A 19,839-nucleotide genomic window follows, 5' to 3' on the forward strand; every position below is an offset into this window, starting at 1 on the left:
GATCTTTCCCCCTCAGGGATGCGCGGGAAGAGGAAAGTGCATCCTACCTGGGACGGTCCCCGGCGTCTGCGGAACGTTCGCACGTCCGTTCTCTGAGGGCATCTTTCATACGTCTTCTGGAGGACAGAAATTATGCTGGGAGTGACCTGATTATTTTCGGAGAAAGCGATGCCGTGCCGATGGTGGCTTCTTCCCGCTTGGAAACGGCTCTCAGGAAGGAAATGAAGGAGCATCCGGAGACGGATATTTTCCGGCTGTTCCATCATGCAGTATGGTCTCCGCAAGGGGCTCCGGGGGAATCTGATGAAATCTTGTTTGAAGATTTCAAAACGGGAAAGACGGATGCCAATACCTCCTACGTATGGGGAACGCATGCTCTCGTCATCCCTGCTGCCCGACGCCCCAGGGTGGCCCGGGTTTTTGCCGATTACCGGTTGCCGACTGATATTGCCCTGGAGGCTGCCAACAGCCATGGAGACCTCAAGATCCGTGTGGCCCGCCACAATCTGTTTTACCAGCACGAACGGACTAAGCAGAGACCCGATTGCAAAATTGCTGTTTGTCTCTCATCCTATAAGCGTCTGACGGATTTGCAGAGGCAGATTTGGTGCATGATGGATCAGAGCTATCCGAATCTTCATGTGTTCGCAGCTGTCAAGGGGATACCGGAAGGCACGTACCGCAGAACAGTGCTCCCTCTCTTTGAACATTTTATTCACGAAGGCCGTTTGACGATGCGGCTTTTCCCCAACAAGAACCAGCTATCCAATTTCTTGGACACGATAAGGGATTTGAACGTTTCCGATTACGATCTTTTCGCCAAAATTGACGACGATGATTTGTACGGAAGGGATTATTTCAAGTCAGTCAATAAATTCCATCTGCATCTTCCGCCGGAATTCAGCAGCTTTTATTGCGGGCCGGGCGAATATCTAAGCGTGCGTGGAGGGTATCCCTTCTCCGGAAACGGATTTTTCGGCTGCTTTGGCCCCACCTTGGTATTGAGCCGGGATGTGCTGGAAAAATTAATAATTTGTGAGACCAATCCTCACATGATATCCCAAATCTCGCCCAGGCTCCGTCATGCCGGGTATGGATTTACGGAAGACAACTTCATGCACATGATGATGCTGGATACCGGAAGCAGCAACCGCACCCGGTATGTACAGGAAATGGCCCTGCCAATGCATCTGGCGATTCAGACCGGCAATGCTTCCGTGATGCGCGGAGGGCTGGTTCCGGGAGATTTCCGGGGCAGAAACTGGAACATTTCTACGAATCAGGTTAATGAGGAGCGTCTCATGGAAGTGCATCATCCGCAATGGCATGATATTGTCCGTGTCTTTGGGAACAGGGCGCGCCGTTTTGAACGGGACGACGAAGCGGACGTCCTCTCCGTCACTGATGAGAAAATAACTCTCAAGTGGGATTGCTGGGGCGTGGAGGCGTTTAAAAAGATGGAGGATGGAACCTTCTATTTGTCGAGCGGCGGCAGACAGGAGGAACCTTTTTCTCCCCGGAAAAAAGTGGCTGTCCTGTTTATAGCCACAGGGCGTTATATGACGTTCTGGGAGGAGTTTTATGCGGCCTCCAAACAATATTTCCTGACAGGGCATGATGTGCATTATTTTCTGTTCACGGATCATCCGGAAGTGGAAACCGGCGATGACGTGACTCTTGTCCGCAAGCCGTTTTATCCGTGGCCCATGGAAACCTTGAGAAGGTTTGAGACTTTTTTAACCGTTCGGGAGGAATTGCAGCAATATGACTACATTTATTTCATGAATGGAACTTTGCTTCCCGTAGGGCCTGTCGGTCAGGAAATTTTCCCGATGAACCGGCAGGGTCTCATGGTGACGCTTCATCCGGGGTACTACCAACGCCCCCGTTCCACTTACCCCTACGAAAAAAATGGAATGTCCCGGGCGCGGGTGCTCCATTCCGAAGGAGAATATTATGTCGCCGGAGGCTTTAACGGGGGAAGGGCTGAAGACTATCTCCGCATGTGCCGGGAGTTGGCGGATGCCGTCAGGCGGGATCTTGAGGACGGTGTCATTGCCGTTTGGCACGATGAAAGCCACCTCAATAAATATGTGATTGGCCGGCATCCCCTTGTTTTATCTCCTGAATATTTATTCCCTGAAACATTGGACTTTAATCAAAAAAATCTCATGGCGATCAAACCGAAAGTAAAAATGATCGTAAAGGATAAATCTCTTCAAAAACACGGGGGTCACGCATGGTTGAGGCAACAGATATAAATTCCCGGCAGGTCAAACGTGCCGCTTTTGCGGACTTCTGGCCGGGATTTGATCCACATGATAATATTCTGTCCGCGGTTTTGACGGAAAGACTGGGCATGACCGTTGTGGATGACCAGGATCAGGCGGATTTTTTAATCTACTCCGTTTTTGGAGAAAAACATCAGAACTTTAAGGGGATTCGAGTTTTTTATACGGGGGAATCCGTCAAACCGCGTTGGGATGAGTGCGATTATGCCATTTCATTCATGAAGGGAGATATTCCTTATCCCGAATGTCATTTGAGGATGCCCTGCTGGATGAACAATGGCCCTGTCAGAAGAACGGGAAAAATAGAACAATACTCCAAAGACAGAAAATCCCTTCTGTCCAGGCATACCCGATTTTGCAGCTTTGTGTATTCCAATGGGAATGCTCCGGAAAGAATTCATTTCCTGCGCCTGCTTTCCCGGTACAAGCATGTAGATTGCGGCGGGATGGTCATGAACAACATGGGCTCCTGCGTTCGGGATAAAATAGCTTTCTGCTCCTCCTGCAAATTCACGATTGCCTTTGAAAACTATCCGGCTGCTGGTTACGTGACTGAAAAACTGTTTGATTCTCTTGCCGCTCTTTCCCTTCCCATTTATTGGGGAGCCCCCGATGCAGGGATGGAGGCCAATCCATCCCGGTTCGTCAATGCCGCGGACTTTTCCACCCCGGAGGCCCTGGCTGAATATGTGATTCGTCTTGATCAGGATGAAGACCTTTACCTCAGTTATATGGACGGTCCCGTTTTTGTACCGGGCCAGCCGGACATCGGAGAATATATGAACCGTCTGGCAGAATTCTTTTCCATGATTTCATGCAGCGGGAATATATGCCGGACTGGCAGGCCGCGTACGGAGGCTTGCCGTCTGCATCACGGCTATCCCGTCATGTCCCGTCATGATGACGGAAAACAATGGACGGGAAAGGCGGAACTTCTGCTGCCCCAATCGCTGGCGGCAACTCCGTTTCCCGTGTTCTGTCCGGAAGGGAAGGACACGGCTTCCCAATTCATCCGCAAGCTGGCCATTATTCCGGCTAAAAAACATTCGGAGCGCTGTCCGGATAAAAACAGGCGCTTGTTGAATGGAAGGCCCCTGTTCCTGTATTCCGTTTCCTATGCCCTCCAGGAAGGATTTGTTCCGGTTGTCAGTACGGACAGTGAAGAAGTTCTGGAACGCTGCCGTCGGGAAGGCATCCGGTGCTTCCGGGAGACGGTGGACGACCGCCGAATGGAAAATTGCGTACGCCAGGTATTGACCCGTTTCTCCTGTGACATATTCGCCGTACTTCAGCCGACTTCTCCCTTCCGTCGTCGGGGCCTGTTGCGCCAAATGGCGGAAGACATGGAAAAAGGGAAAATTCAATCCGCCTACACGGCCCGCAAAACCAAAATGATTGGTCACATGGAGGGACATTTCCATCTGGCGCATCGGGAACAGGACGCCAAGAAATTTTCTATTTTTTTGACGGAAATATTAATGTTGTTACCCGGAAAAAATTTCTGGAATCGGGTACGATGTTTGATGACGGCTCCTGCCCTTACCCGAATGATTTTCCCTGTTGTCTGCAAATTGATACGGAAGAAGAGTGGAAAGCCTTGTCACGGTTAGGTGAATTTAAAGACTGGCAATGTTTTCTGGCTTCAGAAGGGCATAAAAAACGCATTTGCATCGTCTCAAATAAACGTGATTTGAAACGCAACTATTCCTCTTTTGTCGACTCTTGCGACAAAGTAATGAGAATCAGCAAAATGGATAACTTGAATTCCGGTCTGGCGGGAAAAAGGACGGATATTGTTCTTGTTTCCTGCTTCGCCGGATACCTGGCTTTTTCCCCTGAGGAAAGGCATATGGAAATTTTACGCGGAGTCCCGGAAATTTACTTCAACAATGAAGAATTGGGCTATTCCAATGAATTTGCTTGTAGGGAAGGGCTGGAAAACTGGAAATTCATGCCGGGGGAAGTTCACCGCAGCACGGGCAATTTTACCACGTTGAGCAAGGCGCTTTGTCTGGCGGACTATTTATTCCCTGAAGCCCAGCTTTACTATTTGGGAGATACGGATATGAACCTGAGGGCTGCGGGTTCTTCAAAGCATCATGCGCCAACGGAAAATGCCTACATGCAGTCCCTCATTGACAGCGGAAGAGTCATTCCCATTCTGGAAGATGCCGCCGGTGAATTTCATTACTCCGCCCCGGCGCCGCCGGTTTCTTCCCAGGGGAATGTTCCCGCACCGGACTTGCTTCCCGTGGACACCATTCTCATCAGCCATCCTCAGTGGACAGACCAATTTCAGATGAATGAAAAACGGGGACGCCGGCTTCACCGCAATGACCACGCAACCATACTTCAACATGATGAAAACAAACTCGTTCTTAAATGGGATAACTGGGGGACTGAAGAATTTCTGAGGATGGAAGAGGGTAAATATCAGTACCTTGACTATCATTATTCTTCTACCATCAATGAAGTGAACAAATACGCGCGGGAATTGCTCATCAACCCGTATGACGGCTATAACTCCGTGTTCCGGCATTCCAGCCGTCCTTTTATCGGCATGAGGTATCATCAATGGGAGGGGTTGCTGCTGCTGGAACGCATGTATCGTGATGTTGAAAAAGGAATACGAAAGATGCCCCGGCTTCAATCCGTCCTGCTGATGGGGATTTGCAAGGATGCGTTTGCAGCCCTTATTCTGGCGCAGCGATTGAAAAAGGATTTCCCGCATCTTCATATTGGCGTGTGGGGATGCCCATGGCCGGTGGATTTAAGTGGACAGTCTCCTGTATACCGGGGAATAAAAGTTTCCCCATCTCATGAACAGATAAGGAAAAAAAGACCGTTTAAAAATCTTTTGGAGCGTTATGGAGATCCACTCAAACTGCTTCAGCAGCCGGAATCCTCCGGACTTTGTTTGTTTGCCTTTTACAGTACCAGTCAACATTGGACTCTTGATGAAGAAGCGACGAACAGATTGGCTCCTTACCTTCTGAAAACATATGCCTATCAGGCTGGCAGCAAGGAACATCATACTGTTGTTCACGGAAAAATCGTACATCTGGTAAAGGAAAAGCCGGCATTGGTTCAATCCTGGATTGAAGAAATGTTCCGGATGATGGAAACGGAAAGCGGGAACCATGGGGAGGTGAGAAATCTGCGTATATCCGCCTAGGCGTTTCGCAAAATCCCTCAATAATTAAAAATCCCTAATCAAAAAAATGGAATGCCAATCACAAAAAACAAAATTGGCCGAAAACATGAAACGGATAGGTTTTCTCCGTGTTCTCAATGAAGAAAACGCAGTTATCCCATGTTCGTTGAGCGTAGCTCCCGTTCTGGACCACGTTGTGGTGCTCTGGGCGGATATGGATGACCGCAGCATTGATCTGGTCAAGGAATGGGAACATCACCTTTGCCACGCTTGTCAATGCCGGGTCAGCTTTCTTCATTATCCGCATCATGTCGTTCCTCCTCATTCCGTGGATGACTTGAGGAGCCTTCCCCGGGAAAACAGAATTGACACCTACTTGAATTTCGGCATGGAATTCATTCGCCGTCTTTATGAAGGGCAGCTGTTTTGCGTTTCTAAAATAGACGCTGACCAAATTTATTTTACCCGGGAACTGGAAGCGGCCTTTCAAATGATATCCGGTCCGGAGGATTGCGTCTCCATCCGGGGGGCACAATACCCTGGTTCATCAGCAAAGATTGATGATTTATGGTCCTCGGCCGGTAAATGGCGGTGGCGACTCCCTCATCTGCGGCATGAACAACTTGCCCCGCTTTGGAATTGCGGCGCTTTACGAAGTGGATATAACCGCTCATCCGCAGGTGACCCCTTATCCTGATGCCTGCTGGATGCACTTCATGAAAGCGGCTAAATACAAAAATGTCATCCGGGAATTTCATGACGATGAAGTCATCCCTCTTTCTCAAAATCCGGCTCTGCAGGAGTGCTTTCTCTCTCGTATTCTGCCGTTATTGCAGGAGGCAAAAAGCCCGTATGCGCATCTCCGCCTGGACTAGTTCCGTTTGATGCCGGTTGGACAGGAAATCGCATGTTTTCTCGGAAAAACTCTTATCTCACGCCACTCGGATGGACTCTCCCGTTTGCGTAGCTTTTACCGACTTTGAATCCGGGTTCAAACCGCAAAACCACATTCTGGGCCTGATCTTGAAAGAACGTTTGGGCGCTGTTTTTGTGGATGACCTGGCCCGTGCCGACTTGCTGATTTATTCAATCTTTGGAAATGCCGCACGTTCCTTTAAAGGTCCTCGTCTGTTTTATACGGAAGAACCTGTTTTGCCGCGCTGGAAGGAAGGATGCTATTCCCTGACAAGCCTGAGAGATGGAACGCTTTCCGGGGACCGTCATTTTCGTTTTCCTGCGTGGTTAAACGCCGACTATATCCGCAGGACGGGTCACATTGAACAATACTCCTCCGTTCCAGGGGATATTCTCAATCGGCATGAAAAATTCTGTAATTTCGTCTATTCCGGGGAGAATTCCGGGAGGCCGTCCGTTTTTTGGAAACTCTTTCCCAATACAAATACGTAGACAGTTCCGGCCAGCTTCTGAACAACACGGGCATGATCGTTAAAGACAAAGTCGAATTCTGCTCCCGGTACAAATTCACCATAGCGTTTGAAAACTATGCTTCCCCCGGTTACATAACGCAAAAACTGACGGATGCTTTTGCTGCCGGAAGCCTGCCCGTCTACTGGGGAGCACCGGATGCCTGCCGCGAATTCAACCCCGGGCGGTTCATCAATGCTCGTGATTTTCGCAATCATGCGGAACTGGTCCGGTATGTGGAGCACCTGGACAGGAATGTTGACGAATACCTCTCCTACTTCAAGGGCCCCTTGTTTGACGAGGGACAGATTGGCGTGGATGGCCTGCTGGATGAAGCTGCCTTGTTTTTCAAGAAAATTTTCAGGGAGGGAAAAGCCGGGCGGCAGCCTGCCTCCATGGAGGGAAAGGACGAACCGTTGCTTCACGGGGGAGTTTTTATGCCGCGGTATGACGATGGGAAACCATGGACGGTTTCGGAAACAGTTTCTCCTTCTCAAAAACGGCCACTTGGACGGCCATTCAATATGGCGGCATGCATTGCATCATACAAGCGGGTGGAAGACCTCCTTCGCCAGATTCTCTGCATGATGAACCAGAGCTATCCACATCTGCATGTATTTGCAGCAGTTAAGGGAGTTTCGGCTGAAACGGCCCGCAGGATTCTGCTTCCCCATGTGCAGCCGTTCATCGATGCCGGAAGAGTGACGCTGCGCCTCTGCCCTAACAGAAACCAGCTTACCAACTTTATGGATACCGTCCGTGGCCTGGATATTTCATCCTATGACCTTTTTGCCAAGATTGACGATGATGACTTCTATGACCCGGACTACTTCCGGCATGTTGCCGATTTTCATGCCCTGTTGCCCGATGGTTATTCAAGCTGCCACCGTGGGGAGGGCCTGTGGCTGAAACGGCATGAAGGATACCCTTATCTGGAAAAATCCTTCCTGCTGGCCCTGGGGCCGGCTCAAGTCATGTCGCGGCGGGTCATGGAGGATCTGCTGGCTTGGGAAACCGACCGCGCGGCTATGAAGGAAGCCATGTACCGTTGTTTAAGGCAAACGGGATTCTATCAATTTGGCTTTGCGGAAGATCAGCTATTCCAGACCGTCATGCTGGAACACGGGTGTGCTGACATAGCTCCCTATCTGAAAAAGCGGGGAATTCACAGCCATCTGATTATGCAAAAAAGCAATGCTTCCATCATGCGGGGAGGTACTGTTTCCGAGGAATTCCGGAAAATGCAGAACGGTGCTTCTACAGATGCCGGAAATGATGAACACCTCGTGGACATCATCCATTCTGACTGGAAAGGATGCATGAAAATCAGCAATGGACGGGCCATGCGCCTGGACGGCCCTCGGGATGAAGCCGACGTGCTGTCTCTGACCGGAGTGGAAATCACATTGAAATGGGATAAATGGGGCGTGGAAACCTTTACGAAAATGGAAGAAGGCGCCTACCGTTTACGGAAGAAGGAAGAAGCCGCCTTCCTTCAATCTCCTCCCCATGCCTCCTCCCTTATTCATTTGCGCCAGCAGGATTGGACGGATGGCTTGTGCATCACGGGAAACAGGGGAAAGCGTTTAAATTGCAACGATGGAGGCGAAATCCTTGAATACTCGGACAAAAAACTCGTCATAGGCTGGGATTACTGGGGAAAGGAAACCTTTCTTCGCAGAGAAGACGGTAATTACTGGTTCTCTTCCTATTCATTCATGGCGCCGGACTCTTCTATTGCGGATGAATATGTCATTGCTCTCTGCGGCGCCCCGGAAAAACCGTGGCTGCATTCAACGGGGCGTCCCGTCGTTCGTATCCGTTATTCTTCCTGGAACCTGGAAGACCATTTGGACAACATGAAACGGGATATCCTTGAATTTCTCGCCGCCACCCCGCATGCGAAGCGCATTCTCCTGGCAGGGAGGGCGGAAGAAGCCGTTGCCTGCCTTCTTCTCGCTTCATGCATTAAAAAACGCTATCCTTCCGTCCGGACGGGAATTCTTGGAATGCCGTGGAACGTCGGCCGGGAAAGCCGGCATACAGAGGAAAACTGTCCTCAAGAAAAACGTCTCCGGGTCAATCCGTCGTTGCTGCTTAAGGAAAACCGGGCGCAAGGAATCGATACTTGTGCGTACGCTTTCCATGTAAGCAACAGTAACCCGGAACAAGTGGAAAACAATCTCCGGAATCTCCTTGATTCTCTCCAGATCATTTACAATTTCTCGCCCCCCTGCGGTTGGGGGAAAAAGATGAATGCAAGAGTGCAAAAAACTTCATTCAGCAATATCCGGAAATATTCAAGCGCATGGCGGATTGCTGTTTTGACGACTTGAAAGGAAAATCCGCCCCACCGGAATATATCGATCTGAACGCATGGATCATGGAAGATAGATAAAAATTAGAGTTATTTACTTGTTACTAAGTATATAGGTCCCTTTTGAAAAGATATACAGGAGATTCATGCCACAGCACAGAACACTACAGCCTGGAAACGAAAAACCTTGAGAAACCAAGGGTTTTACTCATCTTAAAATCTGAAAACTGGCGGAGAGAGTGGGATTCGAACCCACGGTGGGTTGCCCCACGGCGGTTTTCAAGACCGCTGCATTAAACCGCTCTGCCATCTCTCCATGCAACAAGCGCGGGCATAAGCTACCGTGAGGAGGGCGGTTCTGTAAAGTCCTATTCACGTCTGCCCGCAGGTTTGCGGAGATGGCATGAGTGCCTGTGCTTCATGAAATTTTGTGCTGCCGGTGGAGATGCTTTCTCCCTGACCAGCAGGGGAATGCGGAGCCCGGTAGTGCATTTTACGCCGGGAATCAAGGGGAATTTGGGTTGGGTATTACTCTCAGGGGCTGTATAATGCCGGGCATGAAAGGCTCCCGCATTCTTGTCCTGACCGGGCCCGGCAAGGGAAAGACGACTTCCGCCTTCGGCATGGCCCTGCGCGCGTTGGGGCATGGTGGGAAAGTGGCCGTAATTCAGTTTATCAAGCACGACGGTTCCTATGGGGAGGTGGTGGCTCTCCGGCAGTTTCCGAATGCGGAGGTGGTGTGTTCCGGGGCCGGATTTACGGGCCGCGCCAGGGATGAAGAGTCCCGTGAACGCCACGCTTCCGCCGCTCGGGACGGGTGGAGGGTGGCCCGGGAGAAGCTGGCGGATGAGTCCGTGGGAACCGTGATTCTGGACGAGATTTTTTACCCCCTGAATTACGGCTTCATTTCCGTTGCGGAAGTCGTGGATGCTTTGAAAAAAATTACCCCCGGAAAGGTCGTTGTCCTGACAGGCCGGGATGCTCCGGAGGAAATGATCGCCGTGGCCGATACCGTGAGCCGGATTGAATGCGTCAGGCATGCCTTTCAGCAGGGAATCAAGGCTCAGAGGAATGTTGAGTTTTAAGATATTCTCTTCTGAAAACTCTCAGGTAAACCTGTTCTCCGCCGTCGGCCATTCCTCTCTTCATTCCTGCGTCGCCCTGAATTCCGGTGGAAGTTGTTCCATGAGTTTCTGGGCGCATTCCCGGGGCGTCGCTTCCGATGTGTCTATGGAGAAGTCATGCGGGAAATTCTGGTGAATGCATCCGTATTGGCGCTCCGCATGGGCCGGGTCCGGAGTCCGGTCGGTACGGTTCCGCTCGCGTTCCAGCAGGATGTCCTCCCGGCAGTCCACTTTGATGAGGGCGCGGGGAATGCCGCTCAGGCGGTTCAGGAGGTCTTGAACCCAGGCGCGGGATTCGCCGATGACGTGGTCCACGATGACCAGGGCGCCTTTCCGCGCGGCCTCTGCAATGGCGGCGTGGAAGGACTCGATGAAGGGGAGCCCGGTTTCCCGGACGGCGTCCAGGGCGTTTTCATGCCTTCCCCGGCTCATGGCCAGATAATCGTCCATGGAAAAAATCATGGAGTCCTCCTCCATGAGGCGGTGCAGGGTCCGGGCCAGCGTGCTTTTCCCCGCGCTGGAGGCTCCGTTGAGCAGGATGACGCGCCCCAGCCCCGGCTGAGGCTCCTGCGGGTGGTCCGGGGTTTCCGTTCCCCAGTACAGGTGGATGTAGCCGGCCTTCACGTTCCCATCCGCCACTCCTTCCCGGCTCTTGTTTCCATTCTTGTCCGTCACTGTGTAAAGGGGCGGGTAGGGCCGGTTCAGTTCAATTCGGGACCAATGGAATTCATGGCCGCGGATGCGGGTGAAAGGCAGCCCGAACGGGGCTCCCGTTTCCATCACGGCTTCCCGGTATCCCAGGGAACGGAGCTTTTCCCCCATCCGGGCCGTTCCGTCAATGACTCCGCACATGTTCCTGCTTGTCCCGTCCGGAAGCGCCAGTTCCTTGCAAAGGTACATGTATCCCCCGCATTCGGCAAAGATTTCTCCGCCGTTCTTGGCAAATTCCAGGATGGCGTTCCGCATGGCCTCATTGCTTTCCAGACGGCCCGCGAAGGTTTCCGGATAGCCGCCCCCCAGGTAGAGGGCCTGGGTTCCTTCCGGAAGGGCGGTGTCTTCCAGCGGAGAAAAGCAGGTGATGTCCCAGCCCGTTTGCTTCAGCCGTTCCAGGTTGTCCCCGTAGTAAAAACAGAAGGCATTATCCCGGGCTACGGCCAGAATCCCGCGGGGAGGGGCGGGCGGCAGGGGAACTTTCAGCGGTTCCGGACGTCTGCGTTCCGTGATGTTCATCAGCAGTTCCCAGTTGACGCGCTTTTCTGCCTCTGCCGCCAGCCGGAGGAACCAGGATTGCTGCCGGGCTTCCTCTTCCGCGGGAACCAGGCCCAGCTGCCGTTCCGGGAGCGTCCATTCCGCGTTTTTGGGGAACGCCGCCACCAGCGGCGGCATCCTGTGGTGGTCCAGCGCCCGGCGCAGAAGGTCCGCGTGCGCGGCGCTTCCCACGCCGTTGGCAATAACTCCCGCTATGTTCAGGCCGGGATGGTGCTGGGAGAAGCCGCGGACGACGGCGGCAATGGACCCCGCCATGCCGCGCGCCTGAACCACCAGCAGGACGGGCAGGCCGAGCGTGAGGGCGCAGTCCGCCGTGCTTCCTTCCAGGCTTTCAGGCGTTCTGGCGTCAAAGAGGCCCATGACTCCCTCGCAGATGGCGATGTCCGCGCAGGAGGCGTGCCGTGCCCATTGGGAACGGACTCCGTTTTTCCCCATCATCCACGTATCCAGATTGAAGGAAGGCAATCCCGTCGCCTGCCGGTGGAAGGAGGGGTCAATGTAGTCCGGGCCGCACTTGAAGGCCTGCACGCGTAATCCCCGGGCGGAGAGCGCCGCCATCAGGGCGAGGGATACCGTGGTTTTGCCTCCCCCGGACTGGGTGGAGGCGATGCAGAAGGCGTGAAAAGGCTTATTCATGGGAAACAGGCAAATTCTGCGGATGCTGTCTTTCCGGATCAGGTCAGGATATTCCGTACTTGTCGGCGTAGCCTCTCCGTTCAAAAAGGACGTCTCCGTCCCTGATGGTCCGGGGGCCTCCCAGAAGCACCAGCGTGGACATGTCCACGTCCTCCAGCGGGAATTCGTCCAGCGTCCCCACCCATTTCCGTTGGGCCGGGCGCCCCGCGTGCTTCACGTAGGCGCAGAGGGTTTTCCCCCGCGTTGGTTCCGGAAGATGCGCAGGGCCTCCTCCAGCAGATGGCGGCGTTTGCGTCCGGCGGGGTTGTAAAGGACCACGGGCAGCGCCGTTCCGGCGCTTTGCTCCAGGTTGGCACGGATTTCCTCCGCAGGGACCAGCAGGTCGGACAGGCTGAGCAGGCAGAAGCCGTTCTGGAGGGGCGCCCCCAGCGCGGAGGCGGAAATGCTGGCCGCCGTAATTCCCGGGAGCACTTCAATGCGGACCGGGGAAAAGCGTTCGTTTTCCTTCCTCATTTCGTAGAGCAGCCCGGCCATGGCCAGGATGCCCGGGTCACCGGAGCAGACCATGCAGACATTTTCCCCGTTCAGAGCCGCTTCCAGCGCGGCCGTGCACCGCGGCACTTCCCCCATCATCCCGGTCTGGATCATCTTTTTTCCGTGGATGCGTTCCCGGATGAAATCCAGGTATTTGGTGTAGCCGGCTATGCAGGTGCATTGCTCCATGGCTGCCGCCGCTTCCGGCGTAAGCTGGCCCGGAGACCCGGACCCCAGCCCGATGACGATGACATTTCCGGCTCCTTGACGGGCCTTGTTCCGGCTGCCGTGAGGGCACGTTGCCAGGGCCAGCGTGACGTTCCCGCCGCAAACGGTTTTAGGAGTGCTGATTTTACCCCCGGAGGCCAGAATGGCGGAAGCCTCGGAAACGGAATGAGTCCCCGTTTTTTCAAAGACGGCGTCTGACGGCGTGGGAATTTCCACCGCGTCCAGCTCGGCTGGCTCAAAGACATGGAAAGGCACATTCCATGTTGCGGCCAGGGCCAGGATGGCCGGTTCCTGCTCCTTGAGCGTGCAGGAGGCAAGGGCTTTGATACGGGACCGGGAGATTCCCTGCCGGGCAAGAAAGCCTTCCGCGTATTGCTGCAGCAGCCCGGGTTCCGTTCCTTTTTTGCAGCCTATTCCAAGCACGAAGGAGGATGACTGAATAAGCAGGGCGGCAGCTCCCCCGCAGATTCCGGGGGCTCTTCATCCCAATAGACGGCGGGAACGTACGGTTTTTCCGCGGCTTCCGCTCCATCCGCCCGCGCCGGAATGACCTGGGGACAGTCCCGCCAGTACCGTTCGTGGATTTCCTGCGGACCGTGAAAAGATACGGTGTCTCCGGCAAGCAGGGCCGCATTCAGGGTTTTGATGGCGTCCGGGTTGAGAACGCAGGCCTTTTCCCTGGCTGCCGCTTCGTCAAAGGCGGTGATTCCCCGCGTGTCCGTGGCGGTGGTGATGACGGCCTCCCCGCCGCTGATGCGGGCCAGCCTGCGCGCCAGGCGGTTGCCGCCGCCCAGGTGGCCGGAAAGCAGGGGAATGAGGTGGGAGCCGGACTCCGAACAGCAAACTACCGCCGGGTCCGTGGCCTTGTCCCGGAGCAGGGGAGCCGTTTTCCTGACGGCAATTCCCGTGGCCCCGATGAAAACGTGCGCGTCAAACAGGTTCCACTGCCGGGCAAGCAACGGGTCGAAGTCCTCCGGGGGAACCCGCTTGACACCTTCCGTTTCCCCGGCCCTGCCTACGGAATGGATAACGGTTTTCCCCAGGGACTGGGAAATCTCCTGCGCCTTGCGGACTCCTTTTTCCGTGAAAGCGTAAAACGCGCAGCTTCCGTCGAACCGTTCGTCTTCCTTCTCATTCCGGTAGCCGTGGCTGAATTGGCCGTGATAGAGCAGGGACTGCCCGCAGTCGTGCGCGCCGATGGCGTCACCCACCAGGATGAGGGCCTGCCTGCCGATGCCCGCCCGCGCCGTTTCCGCCGCAATGGTGGACAGCGTGCCGCGGATGATTTTTTCATCCGGCCAGGTGGCGCGGTACACCACCGCCGCCGCCGTATCGGGGGATTTCCCGGCGGAGACCAGCCGTGCGGCCAGTTCGTCCAGCTTGCCCGCGCTGAGGAAGAACGCCAGCGTGGCGCCCGTCTTGGCAAAGGCCTCGCAGGCCTCCCCGGAGGGCATGGGCGTTCTTCCCGGGGTGCGCGTCAGCACCAGGCTCTGGGCGAGTCCCGGATAGGTCAGTTCCGTGCGCAGGGCCGCCGCCGCCGCAAAAACGCTGCTGACTCCCGGCACCACGATGGATTCAATGCCCTTCTTGTCAAGCAGGTCGAATTGCTCCGCGACGGCTCCGTACATGGAGGGGTCCCCCGTGTGGAGGCGCACCACTTTTTTCCCTTCCAGCACGCCCCGGGCCATCACTTCCACCTGTTCCTTCAGGTTCATTCTGGCGCTGTCATGAAGTTCCGCCTCCGGGCGGCAGCGCTTGAGGTGCGCCGGGTTGACCAGGGACCCGGCATACACGACTACGTCGGCCTCCTTCAGGAGGGCGGCGCCTCGTTCGGTAATCAGGTCTTCGGCTCCGGGGCCGGCTCCTATGAAATGGATGGGAAAACGGGCGGTATTCATGCGCGGGAATAGGTGAAAAGGGTGATGCGGTTGCCGTGCCGCAGATGGTGGTAGGTTCCGGCAATGGGAGATTCGGAGGCGATGTCCAGGGAGAACATCCCCGTGCGTGCGGCGGCGTTCCAGCCGTAAAGCAGGTGCTCGCTTTCCGTGGTTACGGCGGAGGCTACCAGAAGGCCGCCGGGGTTCAGGGCGTCAAAACAGGCCTGCATGATGGATTCCAGCCCGGCGCCCCCTCCTCCCGTGAAAATGCGGTCGGGCTTGGGCAACGCGTCCAGGGCCTCCGGCGCTTCTCCCTGCATGCAGGTGTAATTCACGCAGCCCAGGCGCCGGCAATTCCGGCGCATCAGTTCCAGGCGGCCAGCCTGCCGTTCCAGCCCGTACACGGAAAGTCCGGGGCGCAGGGCGGCGGCTTCCAGGCCGATGGAGCCGCTCCCGGCTCCCACGTCCCACAGCACCCCCCAGGCCGGAAGGCGCAGCTTGGACAGGATGACCGCCCTCACTTCCTCCGCCGTAATCAGGTTGTTCTCCTTTTCATAAAAATCCGCGGGCAGTCCCAGAGGCAGGACGGGCGCGGCTCCGGGGCGGTTGTCCGGCAGCAGCAGGAGCATGGAAGTAGGGGAGCATTCCTCCCTGGCCAGCTCCGCCAGGGTTCCTTGCAGAATGCGCTCGTCAGCCATTCCCAGGCATTGGGCCGCCACGGCGGAACGCCCCGCCGCTGACGGATGGAACTCCATGGCCGCCGCGGCCAGGCGGCAGGCGGTGAAGGGATGGCCTCCGTAGATGACGGCGAGCGGCTGGGCCAGAATTTCCCCCACGGAATATATTCCGTGCTGTGCGCGCTGAAGCAGCGTGCGCGGTCCCACGCCATGCCCAGGCGGTGGAACAGGGCCTGGAAGGACGTGGGGGCGGGGATGAATTCCAGCCGGTCTCCGTCACAAGCCAGGGATTGGAGCGTGCCGCCCATGCCGTGGAACAGGGCGTCTCCGGAGGCCAGCACCACTACGTTGTTGCCGTGCCGTGCTTCTTCCAGGGCTTCCCGCGCCTGTTCCCGCGCGTTTTTGCCGATGGGGATGCGCCGGGCGTCGGAAGGGGGACAGGCTTCCAGCAGGGCGGAGGAGGCGTAAATGCTCTGTGCCTCTGCCAGTTTGCCAAGCAGGGCCGGGGACGGTTGAAGCGGGCCTGTGCCGCAGGAAAAAACAGTCAGGGGTGGCATGGAGGTATGTCGAGAAGGAGGTTGCCGGAAAAGCCGGAAATCAGGAAACGGACGGGAAGGCCGGGCACGTGGCGCTGGAACTGGCGCTGCGCTTCCGCGGCGAGGTCGCGGTAAATGGAAAGGTGGGCCTCTTCCGGCGTCAGGGAGAGCGCCTGGCGGACGGAAGAACAGGCCAGGATGCCCCGGCGCGCTTCCCGGAAAGCGGCGCATGGCGTTCCGCCGTGCGGAGAAAGAGCGGCATGTCCTGGGCCACCTTGTGGGCGTGGGTGTTGGCAAATCCGGCGGCGTACTTGCAGAGCTTGCCCGGCATGCAGGCCACTACGGCTTCCGTCATGCCCTGTTCACCTGCGCTCTGGAGGCTTTCCGCAATGAAATCCCCAATGCAGATGAAGGAAATGGAGGGGTATTCCGGCAGGAGGGTCTTCGCCAGCGCGGCGGTGCGGCCCCCGGTGCAGAACACGGCCTTCCTGAAGCCGGAAAGCCGGGTAGAGCGCACGCAGATGCGGATGGTGGCGATGTAGGCTTCATGGCTGTACGGGCGAACGATGCCGCTGGTGCCCAGAATGGAGATGCCCCCCACCACGCCAAGCAGGGGATTGAGCGTTTTCCCGGCGAGCTTTTCCCCGTCCCGCACGGAAATTTCCGCCAGCCAGCACCCTTCCCGCATGCCGGCGCGTGCCAGATTGTCCGTAATCATGCGCCGCGGTCCGTGGTTGATGGCCCATTTGTGCTGCTCGCAGTCCAGGCCCGGCAGCGTGCACAGGCCTATGCCTCCGCCGGAGCGCAGGATGAGGAGGGCCCGGCCAATGGGCAGGAGATAATCTTCCCGGGCGGCCTGCTCCGGCACGGCTGCGCTTACGCGCGCTTCCAGCACGGCTCCATGGGTGCAGTCCGGGTCGTCCCCTCCGTCCTTGACGATGCGGGCGAACCCCGGCGCGCAGTCTGCCAGCGGAAGCGTTCTCGTCTCCCCGTCCGGGAAAAGCAGGGGAAGCGGTCCGTTGATTTCTTCCCCGTTCAGCGTTTTCCATGCGGCCGTGATGGCGGCGGCGGCATTGGCTCCTGTGGAAAATCCTTTCCGGAGCGGCTGGCGGAGGGGGGCGGACATGGATGGGGGACGGCTTTTTGGAATGCGGAAAACTTAGGAGGCGGGCAGGTTTTCCAGAATGGCGTGCAGGGTGGTCACGGCCAGGGCGCTCCCGCCGCGCCGCCCGTCCAGGACAATCTGCGGGACGGGGCACGTCCCGGTCAGCAGCTTGGATTCCACGACGTTGACGAAGCCCACCGGCATGCCTACGATCAGGGCGGGCCTGATGCCTTCCTCCAGCGCGTACCGGGCGATGCGGGCCAGGGAAAGGGGAGCGTTCCCGATGAGGACGATGGCTCCGTCCAGGATGGGGCGCGCTTTTTCCGCGGCGCAGATGGCGCGCGTCCTGCCTGTGGATTTGGCCTGTTCCGCAATGTCGGCATCGGAAATATGGCAGTGGATGTCCTCCCGTGCGTAGCCGGGATGGGCGCGCCTCAGCCGTTCCACGGAAAGTCCGGCGCGGATCATGTTGGAATCGCAAAAGATGGGGCAGTGCCTGCGGAGCGCCTCCAGGGCGGAGGGAATGGGATCATGGCGGAACGCCAGCCCCTCGCCGATGGAAAGGTCCGCCGTGGTGTGGATGAGCCGCCGCATGACCTTCCATTCGGCAGGCGGCAGCTCTTCCCAGCCGTGGAACTCTCGTTCAATGGCGGCAAAGCTTTCCGCCTCAATGGCGGCGGGGGGCATGTCCCAGCGGATGTTAAATTCAGAGGTCATGAGAAGTCAGTGGGTATAGTGGATGAAAAGTCCCGTCAGGGCAATAAGAAGGATGGCCCCGATCATGCGGGAAAGCTGCATGACCACCACGATGGTCAGGGCATCCCGCGTGGGGAAGATGCCCATGGCGGAGGGAAGGTTGCGCCGCAGGGCGCGGATGGGGTTGCCGATGGCGCTGGCTACCAGCATGGCCAGCAGAATCTGGGAGGAGGTGACCATGCCGTGGCTGCGGAGGTTGGCGGCCACCCCTGCGGCCTGGACCAGGCCGCCCATCTGCGCGGCGACGATGCTCATGAGCTCCGCGGGAAAAATGCGGTTCACCCAGTCTGGCACATGTTCCTCCCACCAGGAAAACAGGCCGTTTTTCATCAGCCATTCCACGCCGATCATCAGGGGGACCGTCAGGCAGAGCATCCGGAAAACAAGCGCCAGCACCCGCAGGCACGTCTGGCGCAGGGATGTGCGCCATTCCGGGGAGGCGTGCTCCGCGGCGGCCACGGCGCCGGCATTCCCGGAATCCGGCACGGCGGCGGGGCTCTTCCTGCGGTGGAGGAACAGCACGGCCGCTATGAACAGGAAGCCGAAGCCCATCTGCCACCCGAAGTAGCAGATGGCGGGCAGCCCCACCGCGCCGATGACCGGATACGCCACCCGCAGGGAGTGGGAGACGTAGGAAAGGTAGCTGTTCACCATGCCGCCCGCAATCAGGTTGGAATGAGTAATTTTGCCTTTTGCGTGGCTGCTCACCAGCATGCCGTTGGCGGCGGCATTGGAATAAAGCGCCGTGGGGATGGACAGGCTGATGATTTCCGGCAGGTGGGCCCAGCGGGCCAGTCCGCCGAACAGCTTGCCCAGGGCAAGATGCCAGCGGAAGATTTCAGCAATGCCGCCGATGAAGGCCGCCACGGCCACCAGGCCGATCAGGCTGCCAATCTGGGGAAGGCGCGCCAGAATTTTTCCCGCGCCTGTCTCCGGAACCTGGGTGTTCCGGGAATGATGGCTCTTTTTGGGCGGCGGGGCAGGGCTGGAAGCGGCGGCTTCCGTCTTTTCCCCTCCCGCCTGCGTTTCCCGGGTGGATTCCCCGGCAGGCTTCATGGCTGTGCGGGCTTTTCCCGATCCCCCGGCGCCCATGCCGGCGGGCATGTGGACCACCATGACTCCGGAGGCTGCCAGGGCCAGCGCCAGCCAGAGCCAGCGGAGGGGCCGGCGCCAGGGATAGGTGCGGGAGTGCCTGGTGCGGTTCATGCCTTCTTGACGAACATCAGGGAAAGGTATTCTTCCGGCCTTGCGTCAATGACGTCGATGTCGTCCGTAATAAACTCGTCGGGCATGCCGAGCCTTTCCCCGTAAATGACGCGGATGTCCTTTTCCCGCCGGATGCGCTCCATCAGGCGCGCGCGGCTGCGGTAGGTCTTCATGAGAACGGTGGTGGTTCCGGGCGGGAACTCCAGGGAATCCGCCATCTCCGGCTTGAAGGCGGGAATGACCCGGAGCCGTTCCCCGTTTTCCACCAGTATTTGGCGGCTGCGGGCCGCCAGGGTGCAGAAGGAGGTGACGCCCGGCACCACTTCCGCGTGCAGGCCGGGATTCCGGCTGAGCAGGAGGCTCAGAATATAGCCGAAGGTGCTGTAGGTCATGGCGTCTCCCAGCGTGGCAAAGGCGCAGTCCAGGCCGCGGGAAAGAACTCCCTCAATAATGGCCGTATTCTTTTCAATCTGCTCCTGCCTGGTTCTCGCGTCGCGGGACATGCTGAAAACCAGCTTGCGGAACTCCGCCTTCACGCCGCCCACGGAACGCACCACCGCTTCGGAAATGCTGAAATCGCTGTTGGGTCCGGTCACCGTAAACACCACGTCCACGGAGCGGAAGACGTTGACGGCCTTGAGCGTGAGGTATTCCGGATTTCCGGGGCCGATGCCCACCCCGTAGAACTTTCCAGGGCTGGCCAT

Annotated in this window: 18 protein-coding genes and 1 tRNA gene; 7 read left to right on the plus strand and 12 right to left on the minus strand. The window is 57.0% G+C overall.

The window, feature by feature from the left end; all coding sequences use genetic code 11:
- Positions 1-221: 221 nt before the first annotated feature.
- From PVA48_RS11970 to PVA48_RS11980, 3 genes are read left to right on the plus strand one after another with little or no spacing between them, the layout of a single operon-like run.
- On the plus strand, positions 222-2,261 hold the full coding sequence (locus PVA48_RS11970) for a hypothetical protein (RefSeq protein WP_180973626.1): 2,040 nt from the start codon (positions 222-224) through the stop codon (positions 2,259-2,261).
- Complete coding sequence (locus tag PVA48_RS11975) at positions 2,240-3,901, plus strand: glycosyltransferase family 10 domain-containing protein (protein WP_423231802.1); 1,662 nt, start codon at positions 2,240-2,242, stop codon at positions 3,899-3,901. The genes PVA48_RS11970 and PVA48_RS11975 overlap by 22 nt, the downstream gene beginning before the upstream one ends.
- Positions 3,808-5,466: a hypothetical protein gene (locus PVA48_RS11980; RefSeq protein WP_423231803.1), complete on the plus strand. Its 1,659-nt coding sequence runs from the start codon at positions 3,808-3,810 to the stop codon at positions 5,464-5,466. Before PVA48_RS11975 ends, PVA48_RS11980 begins: the two co-directional genes overlap by 94 nt.
- Positions 5,467-5,524: 58 nt before the next feature.
- Here the strand turns inward: PVA48_RS11980 and PVA48_RS11985 are convergent, their stop codons facing one another.
- On the minus strand, positions 5,525-5,935 hold the full coding sequence (locus PVA48_RS11985; protein ID WP_418390835.1) for a hypothetical protein: 411 nt from the start codon (positions 5,933-5,935) through the stop codon (positions 5,525-5,527).
- Positions 5,936-6,059: 124 nt separating this feature from the next.
- Between PVA48_RS11985 and PVA48_RS11990 the strand changes: the two genes are divergently transcribed.
- The 3 genes from PVA48_RS11990 (at position 6,060) to PVA48_RS12000 (ending at position 9,206) form a co-directional block, all read left to right on the plus strand.
- Positions 6,060-6,320, plus strand: coding sequence for a hypothetical protein (locus PVA48_RS11990; RefSeq protein ID WP_102749440.1), 261 nt, complete (start codon positions 6,060-6,062; stop codon positions 6,318-6,320).
- Positions 6,321-6,390: 70 nt separating this feature from the next.
- A complete protein-coding gene (locus PVA48_RS11995; RefSeq protein WP_309557173.1) occupies positions 6,391-6,852 on the plus strand; it encodes a hypothetical protein in 462 nt (153 codons plus the stop codon).
- On the plus strand, positions 6,822-9,206 hold the full coding sequence (locus tag PVA48_RS12000; protein WP_423231804.1) for a glycosyltransferase family 10 domain-containing protein: 2,385 nt from the start codon (positions 6,822-6,824) through the stop codon (positions 9,204-9,206). Before PVA48_RS11995 ends, PVA48_RS12000 begins: the two co-directional genes overlap by 31 nt.
- Before the next feature lie 209 nt (positions 9,207-9,415).
- On the opposite strand, the gene PVA48_RS12005 is transcribed toward PVA48_RS12000, so the two are convergent.
- Positions 9,416-9,503 (minus strand) — tRNA-Ser (locus PVA48_RS12005).
- A gap of 241 nt (positions 9,504-9,744) precedes the next feature.
- Here PVA48_RS12005 and cobO point away from each other — a divergent pair.
- A complete protein-coding gene (gene cobO / locus PVA48_RS12010) occupies positions 9,745-10,272 on the plus strand; it encodes a cob(I)yrinic acid a,c-diamide adenosyltransferase (protein WP_180971792.1) in 528 nt (175 codons plus the stop codon).
- A 60-nt stretch (positions 10,273-10,332) separates the two neighbouring features.
- Here cobO and PVA48_RS12015 read toward each other — a convergent pair whose 3' ends face one another.
- From PVA48_RS12015 to cobI, 10 genes are all read right to left on the minus strand, one after another.
- Complete coding sequence (locus tag PVA48_RS12015) at positions 10,333-12,216, minus strand: cobyrinate a,c-diamide synthase (protein ID WP_102721484.1); 1,884 nt, start codon at positions 12,214-12,216, stop codon at positions 10,333-10,335.
- A 43-nt stretch (positions 12,217-12,259) separates the two neighbouring features.
- Positions 12,260-12,433, minus strand: a complete 174-nt coding sequence (locus PVA48_RS12020) for a hypothetical protein (RefSeq protein WP_423231805.1) — start codon at positions 12,431-12,433, stop codon at positions 12,260-12,262.
- Complete coding sequence (locus PVA48_RS12025; protein ID WP_423231806.1) at positions 12,430-13,401, minus strand: cobalamin biosynthesis protein; 972 nt, start codon at positions 13,399-13,401, stop codon at positions 12,430-12,432. Before PVA48_RS12025 ends, PVA48_RS12020 begins: the two co-directional genes overlap by 4 nt.
- Positions 13,389-14,876, minus strand: coding sequence for a precorrin-4 C(11)-methyltransferase (gene cobM / locus PVA48_RS12030; RefSeq protein ID WP_423231807.1), 1,488 nt, complete (start codon positions 14,874-14,876; stop codon positions 13,389-13,391). The genes PVA48_RS12025 and cobM overlap by 13 nt, the downstream gene beginning before the upstream one ends.
- Positions 14,873-15,484, minus strand: coding sequence for a precorrin-6Y C5,15-methyltransferase (decarboxylating) subunit CbiT (gene cbiT, locus PVA48_RS12035; RefSeq protein WP_423231808.1), 612 nt, complete (start codon positions 15,482-15,484; stop codon positions 14,873-14,875). The genes cobM and cbiT overlap by 4 nt, the downstream gene beginning before the upstream one ends.
- Entirely contained in the window at positions 15,391-16,089 is a 699-nt protein-coding gene (locus tag PVA48_RS12040) for an SAM-dependent methyltransferase (RefSeq protein ID WP_423231809.1), read from the minus strand. The genes cbiT and PVA48_RS12040 overlap by 94 nt, the downstream gene beginning before the upstream one ends.
- A gap of 139 nt (positions 16,090-16,228) precedes the next feature.
- Complete coding sequence (cbiD, locus tag PVA48_RS12045; protein ID WP_423231810.1) at positions 16,229-17,194, minus strand: cobalt-precorrin-5B (C(1))-methyltransferase CbiD; 966 nt, start codon at positions 17,192-17,194, stop codon at positions 16,229-16,231.
- A gap of 33 nt (positions 17,195-17,227) precedes the next feature.
- Positions 17,228-17,890, minus strand: coding sequence for a precorrin-8X methylmutase (locus PVA48_RS12050; RefSeq protein ID WP_102728064.1), 663 nt, complete (start codon positions 17,888-17,890; stop codon positions 17,228-17,230).
- 6 nt (positions 17,891-17,896) lie between these two features.
- Positions 17,897-19,135 carry a hypothetical protein gene (locus tag PVA48_RS12055; RefSeq protein WP_102728065.1) on the minus strand — a complete coding sequence of 413 codons (1,239 nt, stop codon included), beginning with the start codon at positions 19,133-19,135 and terminating at the stop codon, positions 17,897-17,899.
- On the minus strand, positions 19,132-19,839 hold the full coding sequence (cobI, locus tag PVA48_RS12060; RefSeq protein ID WP_102721490.1) for a precorrin-2 C(20)-methyltransferase: 708 nt from the start codon (positions 19,837-19,839) through the stop codon (positions 19,132-19,134). The genes PVA48_RS12055 and cobI overlap by 4 nt, the downstream gene beginning before the upstream one ends.

This window comes from Akkermansia sp. JRP_AM1, assembly GCF_049262625.1.
GTDB lineage: Bacteria > Verrucomicrobiota > Verrucomicrobiia > Verrucomicrobiales > Akkermansiaceae > Akkermansia > Akkermansia massiliensis.